Consider the following 23,413-nt stretch of genomic DNA (forward strand, 5'->3'; position numbering starts at 1 on the left):
CCAAGATGACCGCCACGCTCGGCGCGCGGCCCGCCCCCGGCAAGGGGCGGGCACGTGCCCGCCACCGTCTCGCCGTGCTCGGGTTCATGGCCCCGGCACTCATCGGCTTCGTCCTGTTCTTCGTCTACCCGTTGGTCGCCACGGTCATCTTCAGCTTCACGAAGTACGACCTGATCAACCCGCCGGAGTTCAACGGACTCGCCAACTACGAGTTCATGTTCAAGGATCCCTTGCTCACCAAGGCGATCGCGAACACCTTGTGGTTCGTCGTCGTGCTCACGATCGCGCGGACGGTGTTCGCGCTGGGCGTGGCATCGGTCATCGCACGTCTCAAGTCGGGCGTCGGGCTGATCCGGACGCTCTGCTACCTGCCCTCACTGGCACCGCCGGTGGCCGCGACACTCGTGTTCTTCATGGTGATGCGTCCCAACGGCGGCCCGCTGGACAGCGTGCTCGGCTGGTTCGGGGTCGACGCACCGCTGTTCTTCTCGGACCCGGCGTGGGCCAAGCCCGGCATCACCGCGATCATGCTGTGGATCTCCGGCGACCTGATGATCATCATCCTCGCCGCGATCCTCGACGTGCCGCAGGAGCAGTACGAGGCCGCCGAGCTCGACGGCGCAGGCCCGATCCGGCGCTGGTGGCACGTCACGCTTCCGACGATCTCCCCGGTGCTGCTCTTCGGCATCGTGAACTCGGTGATCCTCGCTCTGCAGCTCTTCACACAGGCGGTCGTCGCGGGGTCGGCCGGCTCGGGAGCGGCGGACGCGACGGGATCGACCAAGTACCTCGGTTTCCCGGACAACTCCACGCTGACGTTCCCGGTTTACCTGTACACGCAAGGCTTCCGCTACTTCGACATGGGCTACGCGGCCGCCATGGCCACGGTCCTGTTCATCATCTCGTTCGCCGTGACCATCGTTCTGGTGCAGCGGATGCGCAAGAACTCCACCGCTGAGGAAGGGGGTCCGGGAGCATGACCGCCACGCTGACCAAACCACCGGTCGACGTCCCCGCGGAACCGGAGCAGCCGCGCCGCAAGCGCGACGTCGCAGGCATCCTGAACTGGGTCGCGACGCATGCGATCGGGCTCGCGCTCGGCCTGATGTTCGCCACGCCCGTCGTGTTCGTCTTCCTCACCGCGGTGATGTCGGACGACCAGGCGTTCACCTCGAACCTCTGGCCGCGCGAATGGCACTGGGAGAACTTCGTCGAGGTCTTCGACAAGGCCCCGCTGTTCCAGTACCTGATCAACAGCCTCACGTACTCGCTGCTCGCGACCCTGGGCATGCTGATCTCGTCGATCCCGGCCGCCTACGCGCTCGCGAAGCTCAAGTGGCGCGGCCGCAACGTGGCCTTCATCCTCGTCATCGGCGCGATGATGCTGCCGCCGCAGGTCGTGGCCGTGCCGCTGTACGACACCTGGTCCTCGCTGGGCCTGACCGGCACGCTGGTGCCGCTGATCGCGCCGTACTTCCTGTTCGACGCGTTCAGCATCTTCCTGCTGCGCCAGTTCATGCTCACCATCCCGCAGTCCTACGTGGACGCGGCACGGGTGGACGGGTGCTCGGAGTTCCAGGCGCTGGTCCGGATCATCATCCCGATGGCGAAGCCCGGCATCGCGGCCACCGCGCTGTTCTGCTTCCTCTTCACCTGGAACGACTACTTCGGCCCGTTGCTCTACACCGGCGAGGTCAAGGACCAGTGGACGTTGTCGCTCGCGCTGGCGACGTTCAAGGGCATGCACATCGTCCAGTGGAACTCCTCGATGGCCGTCACGTTCCTGACGATGATCCCGGCCGTCGTCCTCTTCGTCTTCGCCCAGAAGTCGTTCGTCAAGGGCATCACTTTCACAGGAGTCAAGGGATGAAACTCACCGTCGTCGGTGGCGGGTCCACCTACACACCGGAGCTGATCGACGGCATCGCCGGCCGTCGCACCAGCCTGGCGGTGGACGAGATCGTCCTGGTCGACCCGGACGAGCACCGCCTCTCACTGATCGGCCCGTTCAGCCAGCGGCTGCTGGAGCACGCGGGTCACCCGGCGAAGGTGCGCACCACCACGTCGCTCGAAGAAGGCATCGAGGGCGCGTCCGCGGTTCTGCTGCAGCTGCGAGTCGGCGGGCAGAAGGCGCGCGCCTCGGACGAGACGTTCCCGCTCACCTGCGGGTGCGTCGGCCAGGAGACCACCGGCGCGGGAGGCCTCGCCAAGGCCCTGCGGACCGTGCCGGTGGTCCTGGACATCGCCGAGAAGGTGCGCAGGATCGCGGGCCCCGACACGTGGATCGTGAACTTCACGAACCCGGTCGGCATCGTGACGCGCGCGCTGCTGCAGGAGGGCCACAAGGCGATCGGCCTGTGCAACGTGGCGATCACGTTCCAGCGCTGGACGTCGGCCCTGCTCGGCGTCGATCCGTCCACCGTGGAGCTGGAGCACGTCGGCCTGAACCACCTCACGTGGGAACGCGGCGTGTACGTGGACGGCGTCGACCGCCTGCCGGAGCTGCTCGCCGACCACGTCGAGGGGCTGGCGGAGCACATCGGCATCGACGGTGGGCTGATGCGGCGCCTGAACATGGTGCCGTCGTACTACCTGAACTACTTCTACAACCACGACGCCGTCGTGAAGAAGCAGCTCACCGAACCGCCGCGCGCCGAGGTCGTGGCCGCGGTCGAGAAGGAGCTGCTCGACATCTACGGCGACCCGTCGGTCGTGACGAAGCCGGAGCAGCTGTCGCAGCGCGGCGGCGCGTACTACTCCGAGGCGGCCGTGCAGCTGGTGCACGCGCTGACCGGCGGCGAAGGCGCTGAGAAGCACGTGGTGAACGTGCAGAACAACGGCTCGCTGCCCTTCCTGCCCGACGACGCCGTGATCGAGGTGTCGTCCACTGTGGACGCGAACGGCGGCAGGGCGCTGCCCGTGCGTCCGGTGGAACCGTCCATCTCCGGCCTGATCTCGCACGTCACCGCGTACGAGTACCTGGCGCTGGAAGCGGCCAGGCACGGTGGCCGCGACCGAGTGGCGAACGCGCTGCTCGCACACCCGCTGATCGGCCAGCACGCCATCGCGGACCAGCTGGCCGACGAGCTGATCGCGCAGAACCGCGACCTGCTGCCGTGGGTGAAGGGAAACTGACAACGATGTCCGACCGGGTGCTCGCCATCGATGGCGGGAACAGCAAGACCGCCGTGCTGCTGGTCGACGCGGACGGCAAGGTGCTCGCGCAGGTGCGCGGGCCCGGTGCCCCGCCTCAGACCGTGGGCATGAAGCGCGGACTCGACGTGTTCGAGGGACTGGCACGCGAGGCCGCGGCTCAGGCGGGACTGTCCCCCGACGAGCCGATCGCCTCGCACACGTCCGCCTACCTCGCGGGTGCGGACCTGCCCCGCGAGGAGGAGGACCTGACGCGGGCGATCACCGAGCGGGGCTGGTCGGCCACGACGTTCGTCGGCAACGACACCTTCGCGTTGCTGAGGGCAGGTACCGCCGCCGCCGGGGGTGTGGCGGTCGTCTGCGGTGCGGGCATCAACGCGGTGGGCGTGGCCAGGGACGGCCGGACCCACCGCTTTCCCGCCCTGGGCGCCATCTCCGGCGACTGGGGTGGCGGCGGACAACTCGGCAACGACGCGCTCTGGCACGCGGTGCGCGCGGAGGACGGCCGGGGGAAGCCGACCTTGCTGCTGGACGCGCTCCTCGCGCACTACGGCGAGAAGTCCATCTTCAAGGTGGTCGAGAAGATCCACTTCGAGGAGATCGAACTGGACCCGCACGCCCTGTGCCCGTTGGTGTTCGAGGTGGCCGCACAGGGTGATTCCGTTGCCCTGGAACAGGTCGACCGCCTGATCGAGGAGATCGTGGTGCTCGCCACGGTCTCCATGCGCAAGCTCGACCTGATGAACGAACCCGTGGACGTGGTGCTGGGCGGCGGGGTGCTGACGCACACCGGCGACACGGTGGTCGGCCCGGTTCGTCAGCAGATCCTGGAAGCCGCACCGCTCGCCCAGGTCCGCCTGGTCGACGTGCCACCCGTGGTGGGTGCGGCGCTCCTCGGCCTCGACCACATCGGGGCCTCGCCGAGCGCGGAGCTGAGGCTGCGCTCGGCCTACACCGACCACGTCCCGGCAGCCGTCCTCGACGTCGCGGCGAGCGGCTAGTCCACCAGACCCCGTCTCAGGGGGTAGATCGGCGGCGGCGCCCCCTGAGACGGTCCCAGTCCCACTGCTCGGGGCGAATCGGCGGCGGTGTCCCGAGCAGTGGTCCCACCCCTTTCCGGGGGGCAAGTCCGGCGGCGGCGCCCCTCGGAAAGGCCCAACGACCCCCGCAGCGACCTCACGCGCCGAGGTCGTTGCGGGGGTTTTCGGCGTTCAGGGCACGAGGGGGCATCACCGTCGTCCCGACCACGCTTTCCCGGGGCGACTCGACCTCCGGGGTGACCACGGGGTTGGAGTGCGGGGGTGGCGTGACCACGAGGTGACCGCCGGCTCCGGGCGACGCGGGACCGCTCAGGGCGACCCAGGCCAGCACCAGTGCTGTGAGAAGCGCGACACCCAGGGAGACGACCGGAAGCGGCAAACCAGAACGCACCCGGCAAAACTAGCGATCCAATGGGACGAATTCCCCGGATCACCCTCCAGCTTCCCTCTATCGAGTGGTAAAAGAATCGTCACCCATAGCGACAAAACCTACGATGCCGTAACCGACGGTGGCGTAACCAAGGGTTCGTTGTGCATGCTAACTAGTCGCCTTCGGACGGGAGCCCGCAGGCGGCCGGCAGGCGAGGTCGTACGAACAAGGGGGATGTTGTGCTGCTGCGATGGAACAGTCTCGTGTCCGTGGGGGACAGCTTCACCGAGGGAATGGACGACCCGGGCCCCGGCGACACCTACCTGGGCTGGGCGGACCGCCTGGCGGCCATGATCGCCCAGCAGGCGCCTGAGTTCAGGTACGCCAACCTCGCGGTCAGGGGCAAGATGCTGCAGGAGATCATCGACGACCAGGTGTCGCTCGCGATCTCGCTCAAGCCGGACCTGGTGACGTTCTGCGGCGGTGGCAACGACATCATGCTGCCCAACAGCGACCCGGACGCACTCGCCGAGGTCTACGAGGTGGCCGTGGCCGACCTCAGGTCCGCGGGCTGCGACGTCGTGATCTTCACCGGGTTCGACACGCGCTCGACGCCGCTGCTGCGGAGCATCCGCGGCAAGGTCGCCATCTACAACACGCACCTGTGGTCGATCGCCGAGCGCTACCACTGCCGGATGGTCGACCTGTGGGCCATGCACCCGCTGCACGACCGTCGCGCGTGGAGCGCGGACCGGCTGCACCTCTCGCCGGAGGGGCACCAGCGCGTCGCCCTCAAGGCCGCCGAGGTGCTCGGGCTGATCGACGACCAGTCGTGGAACGAGCCGTGGCCCGCGTTGCAGCAGACGGACTGGGTCACCCAGCGCAAGGCGGACCTCAAGTGGGCGCGCGAGCACGTGGTGCCGTGGATCGGCCGCACGATCAGGGGTGAGTCGATGGGCGACGGCATGGCGCCCAAGCGGCCGGACCTGCTGCCGATAGCGCGCTGCAGCGACGAAAGCCACGTCACCAACTGAGACGAAAAGCGGAAGGCCCGACCGGCACTCTCCCCCGAATGCCGGTCAGGCCCTCCAGATGCAGGCGCCTTACCCCCTCGGTAATCCCCCACTCGGCGGCCTGCTGCTCCAACATCCCATGCTTTGGGACCAGACGACTAAACGTCCGCTAAACCTCTGACGACAGCGAGTCCAGCAGGGTGCGGACCTCGACCGCGCGAGCAGAGTTGACCTGCGCGTACAGGCGCAGCGCCTCCGCCAGTTCCGCAGCCGCGGCAGCCCATTCCGCCCGCCGGAGCAACACGCTGCCGAGCACGTGCCGGCCGAAGCCCTCGAGGTACGTCACCTCGGCGACGGCGGCCTGGTCGACGACCTGGCGGGCCAGCAGCTCGGACTGGTCCAGCGCACCCGCTTCCAGGTGCAGCTCCGCCAGGTTGGCGAGACCGCGGATCAACGCGACGTCGTCACCCGAACGCCGGTACACCTCGACGGCGTGGGCCTGGTGCCGCAGAGCGACTTCCACGTGGCCACGCGCCTGTTCAACCTGTGCCACGTTGTTCAGGCCGTGCGCCTCACCGACGACGTCACCGGACTGCTGGGCGAGCTGCACGGACTCCCAGAAGTGCAGCAGTGCCTCGTCGTGCTGCTGCATCCGGAACAGGACGTCGGCGAGCTGGGCGAGCGTCAGCACGAGGTACTGGCGCTCGCCCAGCTCCACCGCGATCCGGTGCGCGCGGCGAGCGTCCGGCAGCAGGACGGGACGTCCCAGCCGGGCGTTCGTCGTGTAGGTCGCGTCCAGCATGAGGACCTGGCCGAGGCGGCTCCCCGTCACCTCGGCCGCGGCCAGGCCGAACCCGACCAGCGCCACCCACTCCCCGGTGAGTGCGCGCACGGTCGCGTAGTGGTGCAGCAGCCGGACCAGCTGCCACACCTGGTCGTGCAGGCCCTGTTCGGCGGACGCGTGCACGACCGCGACGATGTTGGGCCACTCCTGGTCGAACCAGTCGACCGGGTCGCTGAACGCCGGCAACGCCGTGGAACCGTTGTCCGCCAAGGCGAAGTCCAGGCCGTCACGGGCCGGGCGGATGGCCCGGCGCACGTGGTCGCAGGCCACGAGGTAGTAGTTCACCAGGCGCCGCAACGAGTCCAGGTCGGCGTGGCCTGCTCCCCGGACGTACAGGCGCACCAGTTCGTGCATCGTGAAGCCGTCCGGCCACGGTTCGACCAGCAGGTTCACCCCGACGAGCTGGGCCAGCCGCGACCGGGCCGACTCGACCTGGATTCGGGTCAGCGCGGCGACGGCGTGCGGCGACATCCACCGGCCGGGTGCCAGGCCCACGGACTGGAAGACCTCGTCCAGCTCGGAAGGCAGGTCGCGGGTCGAGAGGTCCAGCGCCCGCGACACCCCCACGCCCGCCTGCGGCAGGTCGAGGCCGCGCATCCGGTGCCCGTCGTCGGCCAGCTCCCCCACGAGCTCCTCGACCGTCCACTCCGGACTGATCACGAGCTTCGCGGCGGCCACCCGCAGCGCGAGCGGCAACCCTCCGCACAGCTCGGCGAGCTTCTGCGAGGCCACCCGGTCCTCCCGCGACAACGGCCTGCCCAGCACGTCGTCCACCAGCGCACGCGCCGAAGGGTCGTCCAGTGGGCCGAGCTTGCGCACGCGGGCGCTGTTGGTGACGACGAGTCGTTCCATCTGCGACCGCGACGTCACCAGCACCACCGAACCCGAACCGGGCGGCAGCAGCGGCTGGACCTGGTCGAACGCCGTCGCGTCGTCCAGCACCACCAGCACGCGGCGGCGGTTGAGCAGCGAGCGGTACAGCCCGACCCGGTCCTCGACGCCGACCGGCACGCCGTCCGCCGGCACGCCCATCGCCACCAGGAACCGGGTCAGCACCTCACCCGGCTCGGTGTCCCCCAGCGACGCGAACAGCACGCCGTGCGGGAACAGCTCGGAGTTCTCGTGCCCCCACGTGATCGCGAGAGCGCTCTTGCCGACACCGGGCGCACCGGTCAGCACGGCGACCGACGTCGCCAGCAGGTTCCGCTTCCCCACCACGGTGTCGAGCCACATCATGTCGTCGTCCCGGCCGAACAGCCGCGACGCCGAAGCGGGCAGCAACGCGGGTGCCACGATCCCGGCGCGCGGTGCGACGGGACGCGACTCGACCGGGCCGATCACGCTCAACGACGGGTCGTCGCGCAACACCTGCTCGTGCAACGCGCGCAACTGCGGACCGGGGTCGATGCCCAGCTCGTCCACGGCACGGCGCTGGAACCGCTGGTAGGCGTCCAGCGCGTCAGCACGCTGCCCGGCCCGGTACAGCGCGCGCATGCTGTGGGCGACCAGGCGTTCCCGGAACGGGTACTCGGTGCACAGCCCGCGCAGCTCGCCCACCAGTTCCAGGTGGCGGCCGAGCTCGAGCTCGGCGTCGATGCGTTCCTCCAGCGCGGACAGCCGCAGCTCTTCCAGGTCGGACGTCATCGGGTCGCCCGGCACGTCCGCGAGCACCGGCCCGCGCCACAGTCCCAGGGCCTCGCGCAGCAAGCCCGCCCTGATGGCGGCGGGCTTGCCGCGAGAAGACGCCACGAGCTGCTTGGCACGGTGCAGGTCGAGACGCCACGGATCCACGGCCAGCTGGTAGCCCGTCGGCGTGGTGCGGATGATCGCGGACCCCGCGGGATCGGACTCCTCCAGCACCTTGCGCAGCCGCGACACATAGCCGTGCACGATCGTCCGCGCGGTGGCCGGAGGCGTGTCCGTCCACAGCGCGTCGACGATCTGGTCGATCGAGACGGGTCGGTTCGCCTCGACGACCAGCATGGCCAGCAACCCGCGCATGCCACGGCGGCCCAGCTCGACGAGCCGCCCGTCCGCGAGCACCTGAAGTGGACCGAGCACGCCGAACTCGAGTCCGGTTTTGCTCCGCATGCCCCTCCTCAGGTGCGCTGACCTCGTCACTTCAAGAGGTGCGCAAGCCCGAGTCTCAGATACAAGTACGGCCCAAGTTCGCGGGACGCTACTGTTCACACGTGCCGCGAGACAGGAATTCCGTGGTTGACCGCGGCGCCGGGTGCCTTCTCGGCGGCGCTCTCGGTGATGCGCTCGGTGCGCCCGTGCAATATCTCGGCCTGGCCGACATCCAGCGCGAGCACGGTCCCGAGGGCGTCATGGGGCCACCCAAGCCCGCGTTGTTCACCGACGACACCCAGCTGACGCTGTTCACCGCCGACGGCTACCTGCGCGCCTGGGTGCGCGGGAAGCGCACCGGCGAGTGGGAACCGTCCCAAATGGTCTGGCACAGCTATCGACGCTGGCTGATCACCCAGCAGCAACCGGCCCCCGAACGCGGGGCGATCGGCCTTCTCGCCGACGAACGGCTGTACGAGAGCCGCTCGCCGGGCCTCACGTGCCTGCGCGCGCTGGCCGCCGAGACACCGTCCACTCCGGAGAACCCGCACAACGAGTCGTCCGGCTGCAACGGCGTCACCCGCACCGCCCCGGCGGGCTTCGCACCGTCCGCGCAGATCGCGTACGACCTGGGTTGCCGGTTCGCCGCGTTGACCCACGGCGGCACGGGCGGCTGGGTGTCCGGCGGAGCACTGGCGTTGCTGGTCCACCTCCTGGCCGTGAAGGCCAGGCCGTTGCGCGAGGCGATCGACCAGGTGATCGGCCGCGTGCTGCGCGACGACACGTACACCGCCACGGTGCTGACACGCGCCGTGGTGCTGGCCGACGAACACGACGGTTCGTCGTCCGTGCGCGTCGACCGGCTGGGCAGCGGCTGGACCGGCCCCGAGGCGCTGGCGATCGCGGTCTACACCGTGCTGACGCATCCGAAGCCGTCCCAGTTCGTGGACGCGATGCGCGCCGCCGCGAACCACTCCGGCGGCAGCGACGCCACAGCGGCGTTGACGGGCAACGTGCTCGGAGCGTTGCACGGCACCGATGCGCTGCCCCGCGACTGGCTGATGGGCCTGGAGATGGTGGACGTCCTGGACGCGATGGGCCGCGACCTGGGCTCGTCCGCGGTGAACCTGGACTTCAACGAGGACCGCTACGCCTGAGCAAGCCAAGCGCGCGCTTTTGCGAGCTCGCGCTGGTCGTCCGTTCGCCTCTTCGTCGTGATTCGGCGAAGCCCAATCAGGGCGAAGCGGCGGGCGGACGACCAGCTTCCCGGCGAACGAGCCGGAGTCTGCGAAGCAGCGACCAATGAACACAGAGAAGGCCTGCCGTGGTGCGCTCCCGAATTCGCGCCACAGCAGGCCTTCTCGCACGAGTAGTTGGTCGACAGCAGGCCGGGTCTTGCCCCGAGCGCGAGCTCCGATCCAGCTCTTGATCAACGAAATCATGCCCCGGAGTCAAGGCTCCGTTGGGCAAGCATGTTAACAGATGTGTACGGGAAGTCCAGGACTCGAGTACACCCGACGATCTTCGTCGACGATGAAGACCGCGCAGTCCTCCTGCGCGGCAGCCCACTCGATCCCGGCCCTGCCCAGCGCAAACGCTGCTGTGGCAGTGGTATCCGCGATCGCGAGGTCGTCGGAGAAAACCGTGACCGAGACGATCCCGGAAACCGGCTGACCGGTACGCCCGTCCAGGATGTGCTGCCCGCGTTCGTACAACGCTGACGTGGCAACGGCTCCGTCCCGCACACCGAGCACGACACTCAGCTGATCGGCAAGATCGGGATGCCGAACGCCGACGCGCCAAGGCTTTCCGGGTTCTGGTTCGCCGGCCGTCACGACGTCACCGCCGGCGTTGACGCAGAACGACGTGGCTCCACCCTCGCGCAGCATGTCCGCCGCCCGTTGCACGGCCCAGCCCTTCACGACCGCGCACGGGTCGAGCCCGCGGCCCGGCACCCGTGCCGTGAACGCGCCGCCCGTCGACTGCTCGTACCAGTCGCACAGAGAGAGGACCTCGACCAGGTCCGGGGTGAGCTCTTCCCTGGTGAGCTCACCCCGGTCCAGCCGGGAGACCTCGCTGCCGGGCTTGAACGGCGAGAACCGGTCGTCCGCCTCGCGCAGCCAGGCGAACGCGCGATCGGCCAGTGCGGCGTCGCCGTCACGCAGGTCCACCGAGATCGGCAGCCCCATGATGTGCTCGACGCGCCGCACCGCCACCGCTACTGCGCCCCGTCGATGGCGGCCTGCAGCGACTGCTTGTAGCCCTCGGAGGTCGCGGTCGCGCCGGACACCGTGTCGATGTCCGCGCTCTGCGCCTTCAGGGCCGACTCCCGCAGCAACGGCAGCGCCATCCTGGTCGGGTTGCTGTTGGGCGCGCGCAACGCCTTCACGTCGACGATCTTGGTGCCCTGCAACGTCACCTGCACCTGCACGGTGCCCTCGGACGTGTTCACCGCGGGCCCGGACACGCTGCGGTTCTGGGCCTGCTGCTGGGTCGTCTGCTGCTGCTGGGTGGTCTTGGGCGCGGCCCCGGTCGTCTTCGGTGCGGCGCCGGTGGCCTTCGGCGCCGTGGTCTGCGGTGCCGCTTGCTGCTGCGTCTGTTCCTGGGCCGGCGGCGCGGCGACCTCGCTGAGCTCGCCCTCGTGCGCGGCACCCGGCGAGTAGATCCAGACCGGGACGAGGCCGGCCACGCTCAGCGCCAGAACGGGAATTGCCCTCTTCACGTCGTCGGACCCTCTCAGTTGGCCAGCGCGAAGCGCTCGGCGTGGATCTGGTTGCTGGGCACTCCCAGTTCGTCGAGGCTGGTGATCACCGCGTCCGTCATGCCGCCGGGGCCGCAGATGAACACGTCGCGGTCCTGCACGTCCGGCACGAGCGCGACGATGTTCTCCGGGCCGAGCAACGGGCCGTTCGCGGTGATGGACTTCGAGGAACCGGTGACCAGGCGCAGCACGGCGCCCTTCGCCCGCGCGAGACCTTCGAGCTCACGCAGCAGCACGGCTTCACGCGGGTCGCTGACCCGGTAGAGCACCACGACGTGGCCCTTGATCTCCTCCAGCAGCGCGCGGACCGGCGTGACGCCGACACCGCCCGCGACGAGCAGCGCGTTGGGCTTGGTCTGGTGCATGGTCGTGAAGGCGCCGTACGGGCCCTCGGCGAACACGCGGGTGCCGACCTTGACGTTGCGGATGTCCGCGCTGCCGGTTCCCAGGGCCTTCGCGGTGAGACGCAGATACTTGCCGTTCGGCGCCGCGGACAGCGAGAACGGGTTGGCCTGCCACCAGCGGTCCTTGGTCAGGAAGCGCCAGAGGAAGAACTGGCCGGCCTTGGCGCCGAGCTGGTCGAGGTCCCTGCCCTCGATGTAGACCGACACGACGTTGGGCGACTCGGGCACCACGGCGGCGACGCGGAACTGGTGCTTCCAGTTGCGGTAGGCCGGGAGCGCCACGCGTCCGATCAGGACGGAGCCGAGCGCGAACGCCCAGAGGCCCCACCAGTAGCCGGTCGCGAGCGCGGACTTGCGGAACGTGCTGCCCACCGCGACCTGGTGCGAGAACGCCAGGAAGATCGCGACGTAGGTGTACAGGTGAATGAAGTGCCAGGTCTCGTAGGCGAGCCGGCGCCGCGCGAAGCGGGCCGAGACGATGCCGACGACCATGATGATCGCCCACGCCACCAGCGCGCGGAGGATGCCCTCCAGCTCGGTCGCCTGCCTGATGACCTCGGCGACCGGGCCGTCGGGACCCGCGTTGCCCAGGGCGATGAAGACCAGGTGACCGACCAGCGTGAAGAAGATCGTGAAGCCGACCCAGCGGTGCCACGAGGTGAGCTTGTCCATGCCCAGGCGCCGGTCGAGCCACGGCAGCCGCGCCACCAGGAGCAGCTGGAACGCCATGGCGAGCGCGCCGTACAGGCCGGCGAGCCGGCCGAAGTTGACCAGCTTGTTCGAGCCGACGCCCGCCGCGTTGAACAGGTACGTCACGAAGGCCGCGTTGGCGAGGAGGAACACGTAGAGGCCGGCTTTGGCCAGCACCTTGTGCGGCGTCGCACGGCCGGCCGAAGCCGGTCGCACGGGGGGCTGCAGGGTGGTCGTCACGGCGGGCTCCTCGGTCAGGCGGTCTCTGTCGGTCGGTTTCGATCCTCAGCGTTCGAGCTGTGGCTCCGCTTTGCCCGCGCTGTCGACTTCCTGTCGATCGAGCGGGCGAGCCACAAGGTGACGCACCATGAGCACGTGGACAAGGGGAACTCGGTTCGATTGCTCGTCGTAGACGACGAGCCGCACATCGCTGACCTGGTCGCGACGGTGGCCCGGTACGAGGGCTGGCAGGCCGCGACCGCGCTCAACGGCGAAGAGGCCCTGAGAGAGGCCGCCGAGTTCCAGCCGGACATCGTCGTGCTCGACCTCATGCTGCCTGACCTGGACGGATTCACCGTTCTTGATCGGATGCGAGCGGCCGGTGCGATGGTTCCCGTGGTCTTCCTGACGGCCCGTGACGGCACCGCGGACCGGGTGGCGGGGCTCACCCGAGGCGGCGACGACTACCTCGTGAAACCTTTTTCGGTCGAGGAGCTGATGGCCCGGCTTCGGGCCGTGCTGCGCCGCTCGACGGGTCCGTCGTGGAAGCGGTCGGTGCTGAAGGTCTCCGATCTGGTGATGGACGAGGACACGCGTGAAGTCCGTCGCGGGGGCAAGCTCGTTACTTTGACGCCGACCGAGTACGAGCTGCTGCGGTACCTGATGCGGCGCTCGCCGGCCGTGCTGACCAAGGCGCAGATCCTCGACCACGTGTGGGAGTACGACTTCGGCGGCCGTTCGAACGTGGTCGAGCTCGTCATCTCCCACCTGCGCCGCAAGCTCGACGACGGCCGTGAGCCGTTGATCCACACCGTGCGCGGTGTGGGGTACGTGCTCCGCCGAGCAGCTGAGTGAGCCCGGTGATGAAGCTCAAGCCCGTCCGCGACTGGCGGCTCGGCACCCGCCTCGCCCTGGCCCTGGGCGCGCTGGCGCTGACGGTGTTCGTGATCGTCGGATGGGTCATGGTCACGTCGATGAAGGACTTCCTCGACCGCCGGCTCGACGACCAGATGGTGATCAGCCAGACGGGCGCGGTCAAGGAGATCGAGTACTACGGCAAGGTCACCAAGCTCCCGCCGGACTGGTTCGCCGTCGTCTACAAGATCGACAACGGGGAGCTGCGCCCCCAGCCGGGCAGCCAGCAGCCGGCGGACCGCGAGGAGTTCGACGCCCTCGCGAAGAAGGCGCTGACCGCCGACGAGTTCCAGACCGAGTACCTGCGCGACGAGGGCAAGTTCCGGCTGCGGGCCTGCCAGGTCGTCAAGGGCGAGTGGGTCCTGGTCAGCGCCGCCCCGATGCAGGACCGGGACGGCACGATCTCCCAGCTGGTCACGGTCGGCGTGATCGCGTTCCTCGCCGCCCTGGTCGCGCTGGTGGTGGGCGGTCAGGCGTTGATCCGCAAGGGCATGCAGCCGCTGTCGGACATGGCCGACACCGCGCACGACATCTCGTCGCACGACCTGACCGACTCCGGTGACCTCGCCGTGCGCGTGGACGGACGGGGCGGCGGCGTCGAGGTCGAGGAGCTGCGCGAGGCGTTCAACAAGATGCTCGCGCACATCGACACTTCGCTGGTCGCACGCACGGCCGCAGAGCAACGCCTGCGCCGGTTCATCGCCGACGCCTCACACGAACTGAGGACGCCTCTCACGTCGTTGCGCGGTTACGCGGACCTCTTCAAGTACGCGGCGGCCAACGAGCCGGGCGAACGCGAGAAGCACCTGGAGAAGCTGCGGTCGGAGGCGTCACGCATGAGCGTGCTGCTCGACGACCTGTTGTTGCTGGCACGCCTGGACTCCGCGGCGACGGAACCACCGCTGCGCCCGGAGGAGCTGGACCTGTCGGTGATCGCGGAGGCAGCAGCGGACGCGTTCCGCGCGGGCAGGCCGTCGCACGTGCTGGACGTCGACGCCGACACGGTGACCATGACCGCGGACCCGACGCGGTTGCGGCAGGTCCTCGACAACCTGCTGACCAACGCGGCCGTGCACACGCCCGCGGGCACGACGGTGGCGTTGAAGGTGACGGCCGAGAACGGCTGGGCGGTGATCAGGGTGAGCGACAGCGGACCCGGCATCCCGGCGGCGGACCAGGCGAGAATCTTCGACAGGTTCTACCGGGTGGACGACTCGCGGACCCGTCAGCGCGGCGGCAGCGGGCTGGGGCTGGCCGTGGTCCAGTCGCTGGTGGAGGCGCACGGCGGCACGATCGAGCTGACCAGCAGGCCGGGGTCGACGGTGTTCACGATCCGCCTCCCCCGGCACCTGAGCTAGCTACTCAGCCTGGGACGAGGTGGCCCACAGGTCGATGCCCGACTCGACGGCGTGCTTGTCGATCTCGGCGAGCTCGTCGTCGGTCAGCGGCGGCGCCTGCAGGGCCGCGAGGTTCTGCTCCAGCTGCCCGACCGAGGACGCGCCGATCAGCGCCGACGTGACGCGCGGGTCGCGGATCGTCCAGGTCAGCGCCAGCTGCGCGAGCGACTGGCCACGGGACTTCGCGATCTCGTCGAGCGACCGGATGCGGGCGAGGTTCTGGTCGGTGAGCAGGTCCGTCGACAGCGACTTGCCCTGCGAGGCGCGCGAGCCCTCGGGAACGCCGTTGAGGTAGCGGTCGGTCAGCATGCCCTGCGCGAGCGGCGAGAACGCGATGCAGCCCGCGCCGACCTCCTCCAGCGTGTCCAGCAGCTCCGGTTCGATCCAGCGGTTGAGCATCGAGTACGACGGCTGGTGGATCAGCAGCGGCACACCGGCGGACCGCAGCAGCTCGGCGGCCTCGCGGGTCTTCGTGGGCGAGTACGACGAGATGCCGGCGTAGAGCGCTTTGCCCTGCTGGACCGCGGACACGAGCGCGCCCATGGTCTCCTCGAGCGGCGTCTCCGGGTCGAACCGATGGGAGTAGAAGATGTCGACGTAGTCGAGACCCATCCGGGTCAGCGACTGGTCGAGCGAACTGAGCAGGTACTTGCGGCTGCCCCACTCCCCGTACGGCCCGGCCCACATGTCGTAGCCGGCTTTCGTGGAAATGACGAGCTCGTCGCGGTACGGCCTGAGATCATCCTTCAGGATCTGCCCGAACGTGATCTCCGCCGAACCGTAGGGCGGACCGTAGTTGTTGGCGAGGTCGAAGTGCGTGACACCGAGGTCGAACGCCCTCCGCGCGATTCCCCGGCCCAGCTCGTAGGGCCGGTCACCGCCGAAGTTGTGCCAAAGACCGAGCGAGATGGCGGGCAGCTTGAGACCGCTGCGTCCCGTCCGCCGGTAGGTCATCTGGTCGTAGCGCGCGCTATCCGCGAGGTAGGACATGGGTCCCACAATGTCACGTCCCAGTAGGACAGAGCAGGACATGATCCGCGCCGCCGAGGCCGGCGAGGTCGTGGATCTGCGGCGGCGCGGCGACAACGTGCTGCGCGCCACGGTGATCCGTGACCTGTTGCGTTCGGGCGACGTCGACCCGCGCGGGATCCTGGTGATCGGCGCACGCGTCACCGGTGTCCTCGACCTCGACTTCATCAGCACGTCGACGGCGCTGCAGCTGGACAGATGCGTCTTCGAGGAGAAACTCTCGTTGCACGACACCGAGCTGCCCGCGCTGTCGCTCGACGGGTCCACCCTGCCCGCGCTGTACGCGGAGAACCTGCGCACCCGCTACCTCACGATGGACGACGTCCGCTGCGCCGGGATCGTCGATCTCGAGAACGCACACGTCGACGGCACTCTCCTGTTCGAGGACAGCAGCCTCGGGCTGGTGTACGCGAAGGGCCTGCGCGTCACCCGGAACGTGAAGGCCACCGGCCTCCTCGCCACCGAGGTCCGGCTCGACGGCTGCGACATCGGTGGTGAGCTGCACCTGCAGCGGGCGGTGATCGTCAACGGTTCCGAGACGGCCCTGGTCCTCAACAACGCGAACGTCGGCGGGGACATCCGCCTCGACGGCAGCTTCGTCAAGGCGACCGGCGAGGACTGCGGAGTGCTGATGCTCGACGGGAGCGCCGGTGCCCTGCACATGAAGGGTGCGGTGGTGCGCACCGCCGCGCACTGCGGGATCTGCCTCGACGGCAGCCGGTTCCAGGCCGACGTGCGGCTCAACGACGGCATCGACGTGCGCTCGGCACGCGCCCCGCTCGGAACGATTCGGATGGTCGACACCCGGATCGGCGGCAGCCTCCTCGTCCAGGGGACGATTCGCAACGACGACGGCCCCGCCGTGATCGTGCAGAAGACGGCGATCGGGGCGACGCTGAACGCCAGCCACACGGTGTTCGAGGCCAACGCCCAGCGGCCCGCGGTGGAGATCGACGACACCGACGTGAGCGGGAACCTGGTCCTCTGGCCGGAGAAGCTGGTCAACCACGGCGACAGCTACGAGCTCAGCCTGTCCGGCACCGAGGTCGGCGATCTGCTCATCTCCAACGTCCCCAAGCTCGTGCAGGCCGGCGTCTTCAACGTGACGGTGAACGGCCTGACGTACCCGGAACCTCCCGACGACACCGACGCGTGGCTCACCATGCTGCGAAAGCACAACTTCAGGTACGAAGCCCAGCCCTACCAACAGCTCGCCGCCGTCCACCGGGCCGCAGGTCACGAACACACGGCGCGCAAGGTCCTGATCGCCCAGCAACGGGACCTCCGCCACCGCGGCGACCCCGGCAACCGGGTGTGGCACTGGTTCCTGGGCGTCACGCTCGGCTACGGCTACAAACCGTCGCGGGCGGTGATTGGCCTACTCGTCACGTTCCTGCTGGCGCTTTGTCTCGTGTGGACGACCAACGCCTATAACGGCCTGACACCGGCCAAAGACCGCCCCGCGGACTCCTGTTCACCTGTGAACAGGATCAGTCTTGCGGCGGATCTCGCGATCCCGCTCGTGAAGCTGGGTGGCACACCCAGATGCGAACTGGCGAACGGCCCAGCCGGGCAGTGGGCGACCGGAGCAGGCTGGGTGGTGCAGATCCTGGGTTGGTCGTTCGCCACGCTCAGCGTCGCGGGCTTTACCGGACTCGTTCGCAAGAACTGAGGAAGCGCCGCCCCGAAATGAGACGAGGGTCCGCCCACCTGGGCGAACCCTCTTCCCCAATAGAGCCGGCGAGGGGAATCGAACCCCTAACCTTTCGCTTACAAGGCGAGTGCTCTGCCAATTGAGCTACGCCGGCCGGCCTGTGTTCGCGAACATCGTAAGCGCCCGTTGCGGGTGCTACCTGCGGCGAACGGTCTGCTCTCAGTGTGATCGGATTGCTCCGACAGGAGTCAGACCAACCAACCGAGTGGATCAATGCGTCCCCGTGACCGCCTTGACCAGGTCAGGAGGGTAACCAACAGACAGTGATCATGTCCTCCTTTTCGGGTCGCCCGATCGGAGGTGGCAGACGACACAGCAACAGTCGAAGGCCCTGTCACGATCACACGACGGAGGTGCCCAAGATTTCCACGAACAGCCTGCACGGCCCCGCTCTGCCCGATGACACCACGGTTCACCTGGTACTCGATCTCGCCCTCAAGATCGGTGAGGTCCAAATGGCCAGTGGGGCCGGTGCGGCCGATGTGACAGCCACGATTCTCTCGGTCACCGAGAGCTATGGACTCCCGCACACCGAAGTAGACGTGATCTACACCTCCATCAGCGTGTCGTGTCATCGCGGCACGGAGGCGTTGCCGATCACGTCGATTCGCGTCGTCCGGCAGCGCGGTCTCGACTACACGCGACTAGCCGATGTCGAACAGCTCGTGCGCAACCTCGGCCCGATCGAGGAAGCGCATGCCCGGCTCGAAGACATCACGAACGCCAAGCACCCGTACCCGCGGTGGGTCGCCACCGCCGCGTGGGGCGGAATGGCGGGCGCGGTCGCGTTCCTCGTGGGCGGCGGGCTGGTGCTCGCGCTCACCGCCGCGGTCATCACGGCGGTGGTCGACCGGGTCGGCCGCATCCTCAACCGCCGCAACCTGCCGTTCTTCTTCCAGCAGCTCGTCGGCGGCGCGCTCGGTACCGGCGCCGCGCTGGCGATCTACTCGACCGGGCTGCTGCCGGTGCGGCCGAGTCTGCTCGTGGCCGTCGGGATCGTCGTGCTGCTGTCCGGGCTCGCCCTGGTCAGCACCGTGCAGGACGCGATCTCCGGCTACAACGTCACCGCCGCCGGCCGCACGGTCGAGACCGTGCTGCTCAGCGCGGGCCTGATCGCGGGCGTCGCGCTGGCGATCCGCTCGGCCGTCCACTTCGGACTGGACATCCGGCTCAGCGACCCGTTGCCCGCCCTGATCTCCGCGGTGCCGATGCAGTTCGCGGCCGGCGCGGCGACCAGTGCGTTCTTCGCCCTCGCCTGTTACGCACGGCCCCGCGCGCTCGTCGCCGCCGCCATCTCCGGCGCGATCGGCACGGCCGCGTACGGCCTCATGACGAGCCTCGGCCTCGACGCGCTGCTGAGCTCCGCCGTGGCCGCCGCGATCACCGGGTTCGGCGGCGCCACGATGACCCGCCGGTTGCGCATCCCGACGCTCGTCGTCGTCCAGGCCGGTGTCGTGCCGCTGCTGCCCGGCTGGACCACGTACCGGGGCCTGTTCCAGCTCACCGCCGAGGGCGATCCGGCCGGTCTGAGCACGCTGGTATTCGCAAGTGGCATTGCTCTCGCTCTGGCCGGAGGTGTCGTGTTTGGCGAGTACCTGGCACAGCCGGTGCGCACCGGCTTGGGACGTCTGGAACGCAAATTCGCTGGTCCGCGCATGTCCGGGCCGCTCAAACCCACCAAGCGTCGTTTGGAGTGAAACTCGCTGTGACGGGGGTTACACGACACGCCGACTGCACGCGTCCCCACTAGCCTCTTTTTCGTGAGCATGGACATTGGCGAGAACGGGGCGGAATTCGTAGTCGTGGCCAACCGGTTGCCGGTTGACCTGGAGCGCTTGCCTGACGGCACCGAGCGGTGGAAACACAGCCCGGGCGGGCTCGTGAGCGCGCTCGAACCGTTCCTGCGCTCACACAGCGGCGCCTGGGTCGGCTGGCCCGGCGTCGCGGACGCAGAGGTGGCGCCGTTCGAAGACGACGGCCTGCTGCTGCACCCCGTCGAGCTGTCCTCCAAAGAGGTCGAGGACTACTACGAGGGCTTCTCCAACGGCACCCTCTGGCCGCTCTACCACGACGTCGTGGCGCAGCCCGCGTTCCACCGCCACTGGTGGAACACCTACGTGAAGGTCAACCAGCGGTTCGCCGACGCGACGGCCAAGGTCGCCGCCCAGGGCGCGACGGTGTGGGTGCAGGACTACCAGCTGCAGCTCGTCCCGGCGATGCTGCGCGAGCAGCGGCCCGACCTCAAGATCGGCTTCTTCCTGCACATCCCGTTCCCGCCGGTCGAGCTGTTCATGCAGCTCCCGTGGCGCACGGAGATCATCCGCGGCCTGCTCGGCGCCGACCTGGTGGGCTTCCACCGGCCCGGCGGCGCGCAGAACTTCCTCTGGCTGGCCCGCCGGCTCGTCGGCCTGGAGCCCAGCCGCGGCACCGTGGGCGTCCGGACCCGGCCGGGTGTCGTGCAGGTCGGCGACCGCACCGTGCGCGTCGGCGCGTTCCCCATCTCGATCGACAGCGCGGGCCTCGACGCGGTGGCCCGGCGCAAGGACACCCAGGCCCGTGCGAGGCAGATTCGAGAGGATCTCGGCAACCCGAAGCGCATCCTGCTGGGCGTGGACCGCCTCGACTACACGAAGGGTATCGACGTCAGGATCCGCGCTCTGTACGAGCTGATCGCGGACGGACGCGTGGACCCGGAGGACGTCGCGATGATCCAGCTCGCGACGCCCAGTCGAGAGCGGGTCGACCACTACAAGACGATGCGCCAGGACATCGAGCAGTCGGTCGGCCGCATCAACGGCGAGTTCGGGCGGGTCGGCAAGCCCGTCGTGCACTACCTGCACCAGTCGGTGAACCGCGAGGAGCTCGTCGCGTTCATGAGCGCGGCGGACGTCATGGTCGTCACGCCCGTTCGGGACGGAATGAACCTCGTGTGCAAGGAGTACGTGGCCTGCCGATATGATCTTGGTGGAGCTCTGGTGCTCAGCGAGTTCGCCGGCGCTGCCGCAGAACTGACCAGTGCGTTCCTGGTGAACCCCCATGATCTGGACGGTGTCAAGAACGCATTGCAGGCCGCCCTCGACATCGATCCCGCAGAAGGCCGCCGTAGGATGCGCGCGCTGCGCCGTCAGGTCCTCACCCACGACGTTGACCGTTGGGCAAGGTCGTTCCTGGAGGCGTTGGGCACGCAGACCTCGGTCTGAATCCTTTCAGATCCCATGACCCATCGAGTGCTCCAGGAGGGGCGTTGACCGCCGAGGCCCTCCCCGCCGAACTGCGCCGTGCCATCGTGCAGCTGGCCAGGACCCCGCGACTGCTGGTCGCAAGCGACTACGACGGAACACTCGCGCCGATCGTGAGCGACCCCGAGCAGGCACGCCCGCTGCCGGAGTCGGTGAACGCGCTGCGTTCACTGGCGTCGCTGCACGAGACGACATCGGCCGTGATCTCGGGTCGCGCGCTGCGCGACCTGGCCACCCTTTCCCGCCTGCCGGGCGAGGTCCACCTGGTGGGCTCGCACGGCTCCGAGTTCGACGTCGGCTTCGTCCACGCGCTGGACGCGAACGCCAAGGCGTTGCTGCGGCGCATCGAGGCCGACCTCGAAGAGATCGTCGAAGGCCAGGAGGGCGTGCAGCTCGAGGTGAAGCCCGCCTCGATCGCCGTGCACGTCCGCCGCGCCGCGAGCGAGGCCATCGGCGCCGCGGTGCTCGACGCCGTGCGCTCCGGCCCGTGCACCTGGGAAGGTGTGCAGGTCACCGAGGGCAAGGCCGTCATCGAGCTCGCCGTCGTCGAGACCAACAAGGGCCACGCCCTCGACATCCTGCGGCACCAGGTCGGCGCCACCGCGGCGATCTTCCTGGGTGACGACGTGACGGACGAGAAGGCGTTCGAGCGCCTGCACGGCCCGGACCTCGGCATCCGCGTGGGTCCCGGTGAGTCGCTGGCCCAGCACTACGTGGCCGACCCCGCCGACGTGGCGACGGTGCTGGCGTTCCTCCTGGAGGAGCGCCGCGCGTGGCTGCACGGCGACCAGGCCGTGCCGATCGAGCGCCTGACCATGCTCGCGAACGAGCGGTCCGTGGCTCTCGTGACGCCGGACGCCAAGGTCAACTGGCTGTGCCACCCCGAGCCGGACTCCGCGGCGATCTTCGCGGACCTGCTCGGCGGTCCCGCCGCCGGCCACTTCTCGATCAAGCCGGAGCACGGGTCGCTGCCGCTGGGCCAGCGCTACCTGCCGGGCACGATGATCGTCGAGACCCGCTGGTCGCGGCTCCTGGTGTCGGACTACCTGGAGCACGACCTGGCCTCGCACCGCACGGACCTCGTCCGGCGGATCTCCGGCTCGACCAACGCGGTGATCACGTTCGCGCCGCGGCCCGAGTTCGGGCAGGTGCCGGTGCGGCTGCTGCGCGAGCGCGACGGCCTGCGCATCGTCGGCACGTCGGACCCGATGGTGCTGCGTTCCCCCGGTGTCGACTGGGAGATCACCTCGGACGGCATGCAGGAGACTGCACGCGCCGTGGTCCGGCCGCGTGAGGGCGCGCCGGTGTTGCTGGAGCTGCGTTGCGGCACCGACGACATCTCCGAGCACGCCCAGCCCGAGTCCGTGCGCCGTGACCGCGCCGCGGGCTACTGGTCGGACTGGGCGGCCGGTCTCCGGTTGCCGACCGTGCAGACGGACCTGGTGCTGCGTTCGGCACTGACGCTGCGCGGCCTGGTCCACAAGGACTCCGGCTCGATCATGGCGGCGGCCACCACGTCGCTGCCCGAGGAGCTCGGCGGCGTCCGGAACTGGGACTACCGCTACTGCTGGCTGCGCGACGGCGCGATGACCGCCGCCGCACTGGTGTCGGTGGGCTCGTACGCGGAGGCCGACGGCTTCCTGGCGTGGCTGCACGGCGTCCTGGAGACCATCCCGGGCCCGGAGCGGCTGCACCCGCTGTACACGCTGCACGGCACCCAACTGGGCGCCGAGGCCGTCATCGAGTCGCTGCCCGGCTACGCGGGCTCTCGTCCGGTCCGCGTGGGCAACCTCGCGAACCAGCAGGTGCAGCTCGACGTGTTCGGCCCGGTCGTCGACCTGGTCGTGCAGCTGGCCACCGCGCGGGGTTCGTTGTCGGACGCCGACTGGACGATGGTCCAGGCGATGGCCGAGGCCGTCTCCCGCCGCTGGCACGAGCCCGACCACGGCATCTGGGAGGAGCGGCACGCGCCGCGCCACCACGTGTACTCCAAGGTCATGTGCTGGCTGACCATCGACCGCGCGATCAAGCTCGGCGAACAGTTCGGCCGCGAGCTGGACCCGTCGTGGGTGCCGCTGCGCGACACCATCTCCACCGACGTGCTGAAGAACGGCTGGAACGACGAGGTCCAGTCCTTCACCACGGCCTACGACGGCGACGACCTCGACGCCGCCTCGTTGTTCGTGGGTCTGTCGGGTCTCATCGACCCGGCCGACGAGCGCTTCCAGTCGACGGTGACGGCCATCGAGGCGGAGCTGCGGTCCGGCTCGACCGTGTACCGCTACCACCGCGACGACGGCCTGCCGGGCGACGAGGGCGGCTTCCACCTCTGCGCCGCCTGGATGATCGAGTCGTACCTGCTGACCGGTCGCCGCACCGAGGCCGAGGAACTCTTCACGCAGATGGTGGACGCGGCCGGTCCCACCGGCCTGCTGCCCGAGGAGTACGACCCGGTCGCCGAGCGCTCGCTGGGCAACCACCCGCAGGCGTACTCGCACCTGGGCCTGATCCGCTGCGCCCAGCTGCTCTCGCAGTGATCTAAGAGGTTCTGCTGT

General features: G+C 69.1%; 18 protein-coding genes and 1 tRNA gene. 12 read left to right on the forward strand and 7 right to left on the reverse strand.

The features are described 5' to 3' along the window. The first annotated feature begins 5 nt into the window (after positions 1-5). The 4 genes from DFR72_RS33900 to DFR72_RS33915 are packed head-to-tail and all read left to right on the forward strand — an operon-like array spanning position 6 to position 4,154. Entirely contained in the window at positions 6-980 is a 975-nt protein-coding gene (locus tag DFR72_RS33900; protein ID WP_090070004.1) for a carbohydrate ABC transporter permease, read from the forward strand. Next, positions 977-1,870, forward strand: coding sequence for a carbohydrate ABC transporter permease (locus DFR72_RS33905; protein WP_090070003.1), 894 nt, complete (start codon positions 977-979; stop codon positions 1,868-1,870). The genes DFR72_RS33900 and DFR72_RS33905 overlap by 4 nt, the downstream gene beginning before the upstream one ends. Next, a complete protein-coding gene (locus DFR72_RS33910) occupies positions 1,867-3,135 on the forward strand; it encodes a 6-phospho-beta-glucosidase (protein ID WP_090070001.1) in 1,269 nt (422 codons plus the stop codon). The genes DFR72_RS33905 and DFR72_RS33910 overlap by 4 nt, the downstream gene beginning before the upstream one ends. Positions 3,136-3,140: 5 nt before the next feature. Beyond that, positions 3,141-4,154 carry an N-acetylglucosamine kinase gene (locus tag DFR72_RS33915; protein WP_090070000.1) on the forward strand — a complete coding sequence of 338 codons (1,014 nt, stop codon included), beginning with the start codon at positions 3,141-3,143 and terminating at the stop codon, positions 4,152-4,154. 175 nt (positions 4,155-4,329) lie between these two features. Here the strand turns inward: DFR72_RS33915 and DFR72_RS33920 are convergent, their stop codons facing one another. Further along, positions 4,330-4,584: a hypothetical protein gene (locus DFR72_RS33920; protein ID WP_143086891.1), complete on the reverse strand. Its 255-nt coding sequence runs from the start codon at positions 4,582-4,584 to the stop codon at positions 4,330-4,332. Between the two features lie 218 nt (positions 4,585-4,802). On the opposite strand from DFR72_RS33920, the gene DFR72_RS33925 reads away from it, so the two are divergent. Then, positions 4,803-5,597 (forward strand): SGNH/GDSL hydrolase family protein, encoded by a 795-nt coding sequence (locus DFR72_RS33925; protein ID WP_425459928.1) that lies wholly within the window; start codon positions 4,803-4,805, stop codon positions 5,595-5,597. Between the two features lie 148 nt (positions 5,598-5,745). Here the strand turns inward: DFR72_RS33925 and DFR72_RS33930 are convergent, their stop codons facing one another. Beyond that, positions 5,746-8,511 (reverse strand): AfsR/SARP family transcriptional regulator, encoded by a 2,766-nt coding sequence (locus DFR72_RS33930; protein ID WP_090069996.1) that lies wholly within the window; start codon positions 8,509-8,511, stop codon positions 5,746-5,748. Positions 8,512-8,633: 122 nt separating this feature from the next. Here DFR72_RS33930 and DFR72_RS33935 point away from each other — a divergent pair, with 122 nt between their 5' ends. Then, on the forward strand, positions 8,634-9,647 hold the full coding sequence (locus tag DFR72_RS33935) for an ADP-ribosylglycohydrolase family protein (RefSeq protein WP_342768700.1): 1,014 nt from the start codon (positions 8,634-8,636) through the stop codon (positions 9,645-9,647). A 318-nt stretch (positions 9,648-9,965) separates the two neighbouring features. On the opposite strand, the gene DFR72_RS33940 is transcribed toward DFR72_RS33935, so the two are convergent. Genes DFR72_RS33940 through DFR72_RS33950 form a run of 3 tightly spaced genes read right to left on the reverse strand, consistent with a single transcriptional unit; the run spans position 9,966 to position 12,585 of the window. Next, the gene (locus tag DFR72_RS33940) at positions 9,966-10,706 is read right to left on the reverse strand and encodes an FAD:protein FMN transferase (protein ID WP_245983732.1); all 741 of its coding nucleotides are present in this window, start codon (positions 10,704-10,706) and stop codon (positions 9,966-9,968) included. 2 nt (positions 10,707-10,708) lie between these two features. Then, entirely contained in the window at positions 10,709-11,212 is a 504-nt protein-coding gene (locus DFR72_RS33945; protein WP_090069993.1) for an FMN-binding protein, read from the reverse strand. Between the two features lie 14 nt (positions 11,213-11,226). Continuing rightward, complete coding sequence (locus DFR72_RS33950; RefSeq protein ID WP_245983733.1) at positions 11,227-12,585, reverse strand: ferredoxin reductase family protein; 1,359 nt, start codon at positions 12,583-12,585, stop codon at positions 11,227-11,229. 135 nt (positions 12,586-12,720) lie between these two features. On the opposite strand from DFR72_RS33950, the gene DFR72_RS33955 reads away from it, so the two are divergent. Both DFR72_RS33955 and DFR72_RS33960 read left to right on the forward strand, forming a co-directional pair. Next, entirely contained in the window at positions 12,721-13,419 is a 699-nt protein-coding gene (locus DFR72_RS33955) for a response regulator transcription factor (RefSeq protein WP_211335635.1), read from the forward strand. Between the two features lie 8 nt (positions 13,420-13,427). Further along, positions 13,428-14,837, forward strand: coding sequence for a sensor histidine kinase (locus DFR72_RS33960; protein ID WP_090070087.1), 1,410 nt, complete (start codon positions 13,428-13,430; stop codon positions 14,835-14,837). Here DFR72_RS33960 and mgrA read toward each other — a convergent pair whose 3' ends face one another. Further along, positions 14,838-15,866, reverse strand: a complete 1,029-nt coding sequence (mgrA, locus tag DFR72_RS33965; protein ID WP_090069990.1) for an L-glyceraldehyde 3-phosphate reductase — start codon at positions 15,864-15,866, stop codon at positions 14,838-14,840. Between the two features lie 40 nt (positions 15,867-15,906). On the opposite strand from mgrA, the gene DFR72_RS33970 reads away from it, so the two are divergent. After that, complete coding sequence (locus DFR72_RS33970) at positions 15,907-17,577, forward strand: hypothetical protein (protein WP_090069988.1); 1,671 nt, start codon at positions 15,907-15,909, stop codon at positions 17,575-17,577. 63 nt (positions 17,578-17,640) lie between these two features. On the opposite strand, the gene DFR72_RS33975 is transcribed toward DFR72_RS33970, so the two are convergent. Continuing rightward, positions 17,641-17,713: transfer RNA gene (locus DFR72_RS33975), tRNA-Thr, on the reverse strand. 259 nt (positions 17,714-17,972) lie between these two features. Here DFR72_RS33975 and DFR72_RS33980 point away from each other — a divergent pair. The 3 genes from DFR72_RS33980 to otsB all read left to right on the forward strand — a co-directional run bounded on the left by DFR72_RS33980 (position 17,973) and on the right by otsB (position 23,395). Further along, positions 17,973-19,316, forward strand: a complete 1,344-nt coding sequence (locus DFR72_RS33980) for a threonine/serine exporter family protein (RefSeq protein WP_245983734.1) — start codon at positions 17,973-17,975, stop codon at positions 19,314-19,316. Between the two features lie 69 nt (positions 19,317-19,385). Beyond that, entirely contained in the window at positions 19,386-20,819 is a 1,434-nt protein-coding gene (locus DFR72_RS33985; RefSeq protein ID WP_090069987.1) for an alpha,alpha-trehalose-phosphate synthase (UDP-forming), read from the forward strand. 44 nt (positions 20,820-20,863) lie between these two features. After that, positions 20,864-23,395: a trehalose-phosphatase gene (otsB, locus tag DFR72_RS33990; RefSeq protein ID WP_090069985.1), complete on the forward strand. Its 2,532-nt coding sequence runs from the start codon at positions 20,864-20,866 to the stop codon at positions 23,393-23,395. Positions 23,396-23,413 lie beyond the last annotated feature (18 nt).

Origin of the sequence: Lentzea flaviverrucosa (assembly GCF_003350445.1) — a bacterium.
GTDB classification, from domain to species: domain Bacteria; phylum Actinomycetota; class Actinomycetes; order Mycobacteriales; family Pseudonocardiaceae; genus Lentzea; species Lentzea californiensis.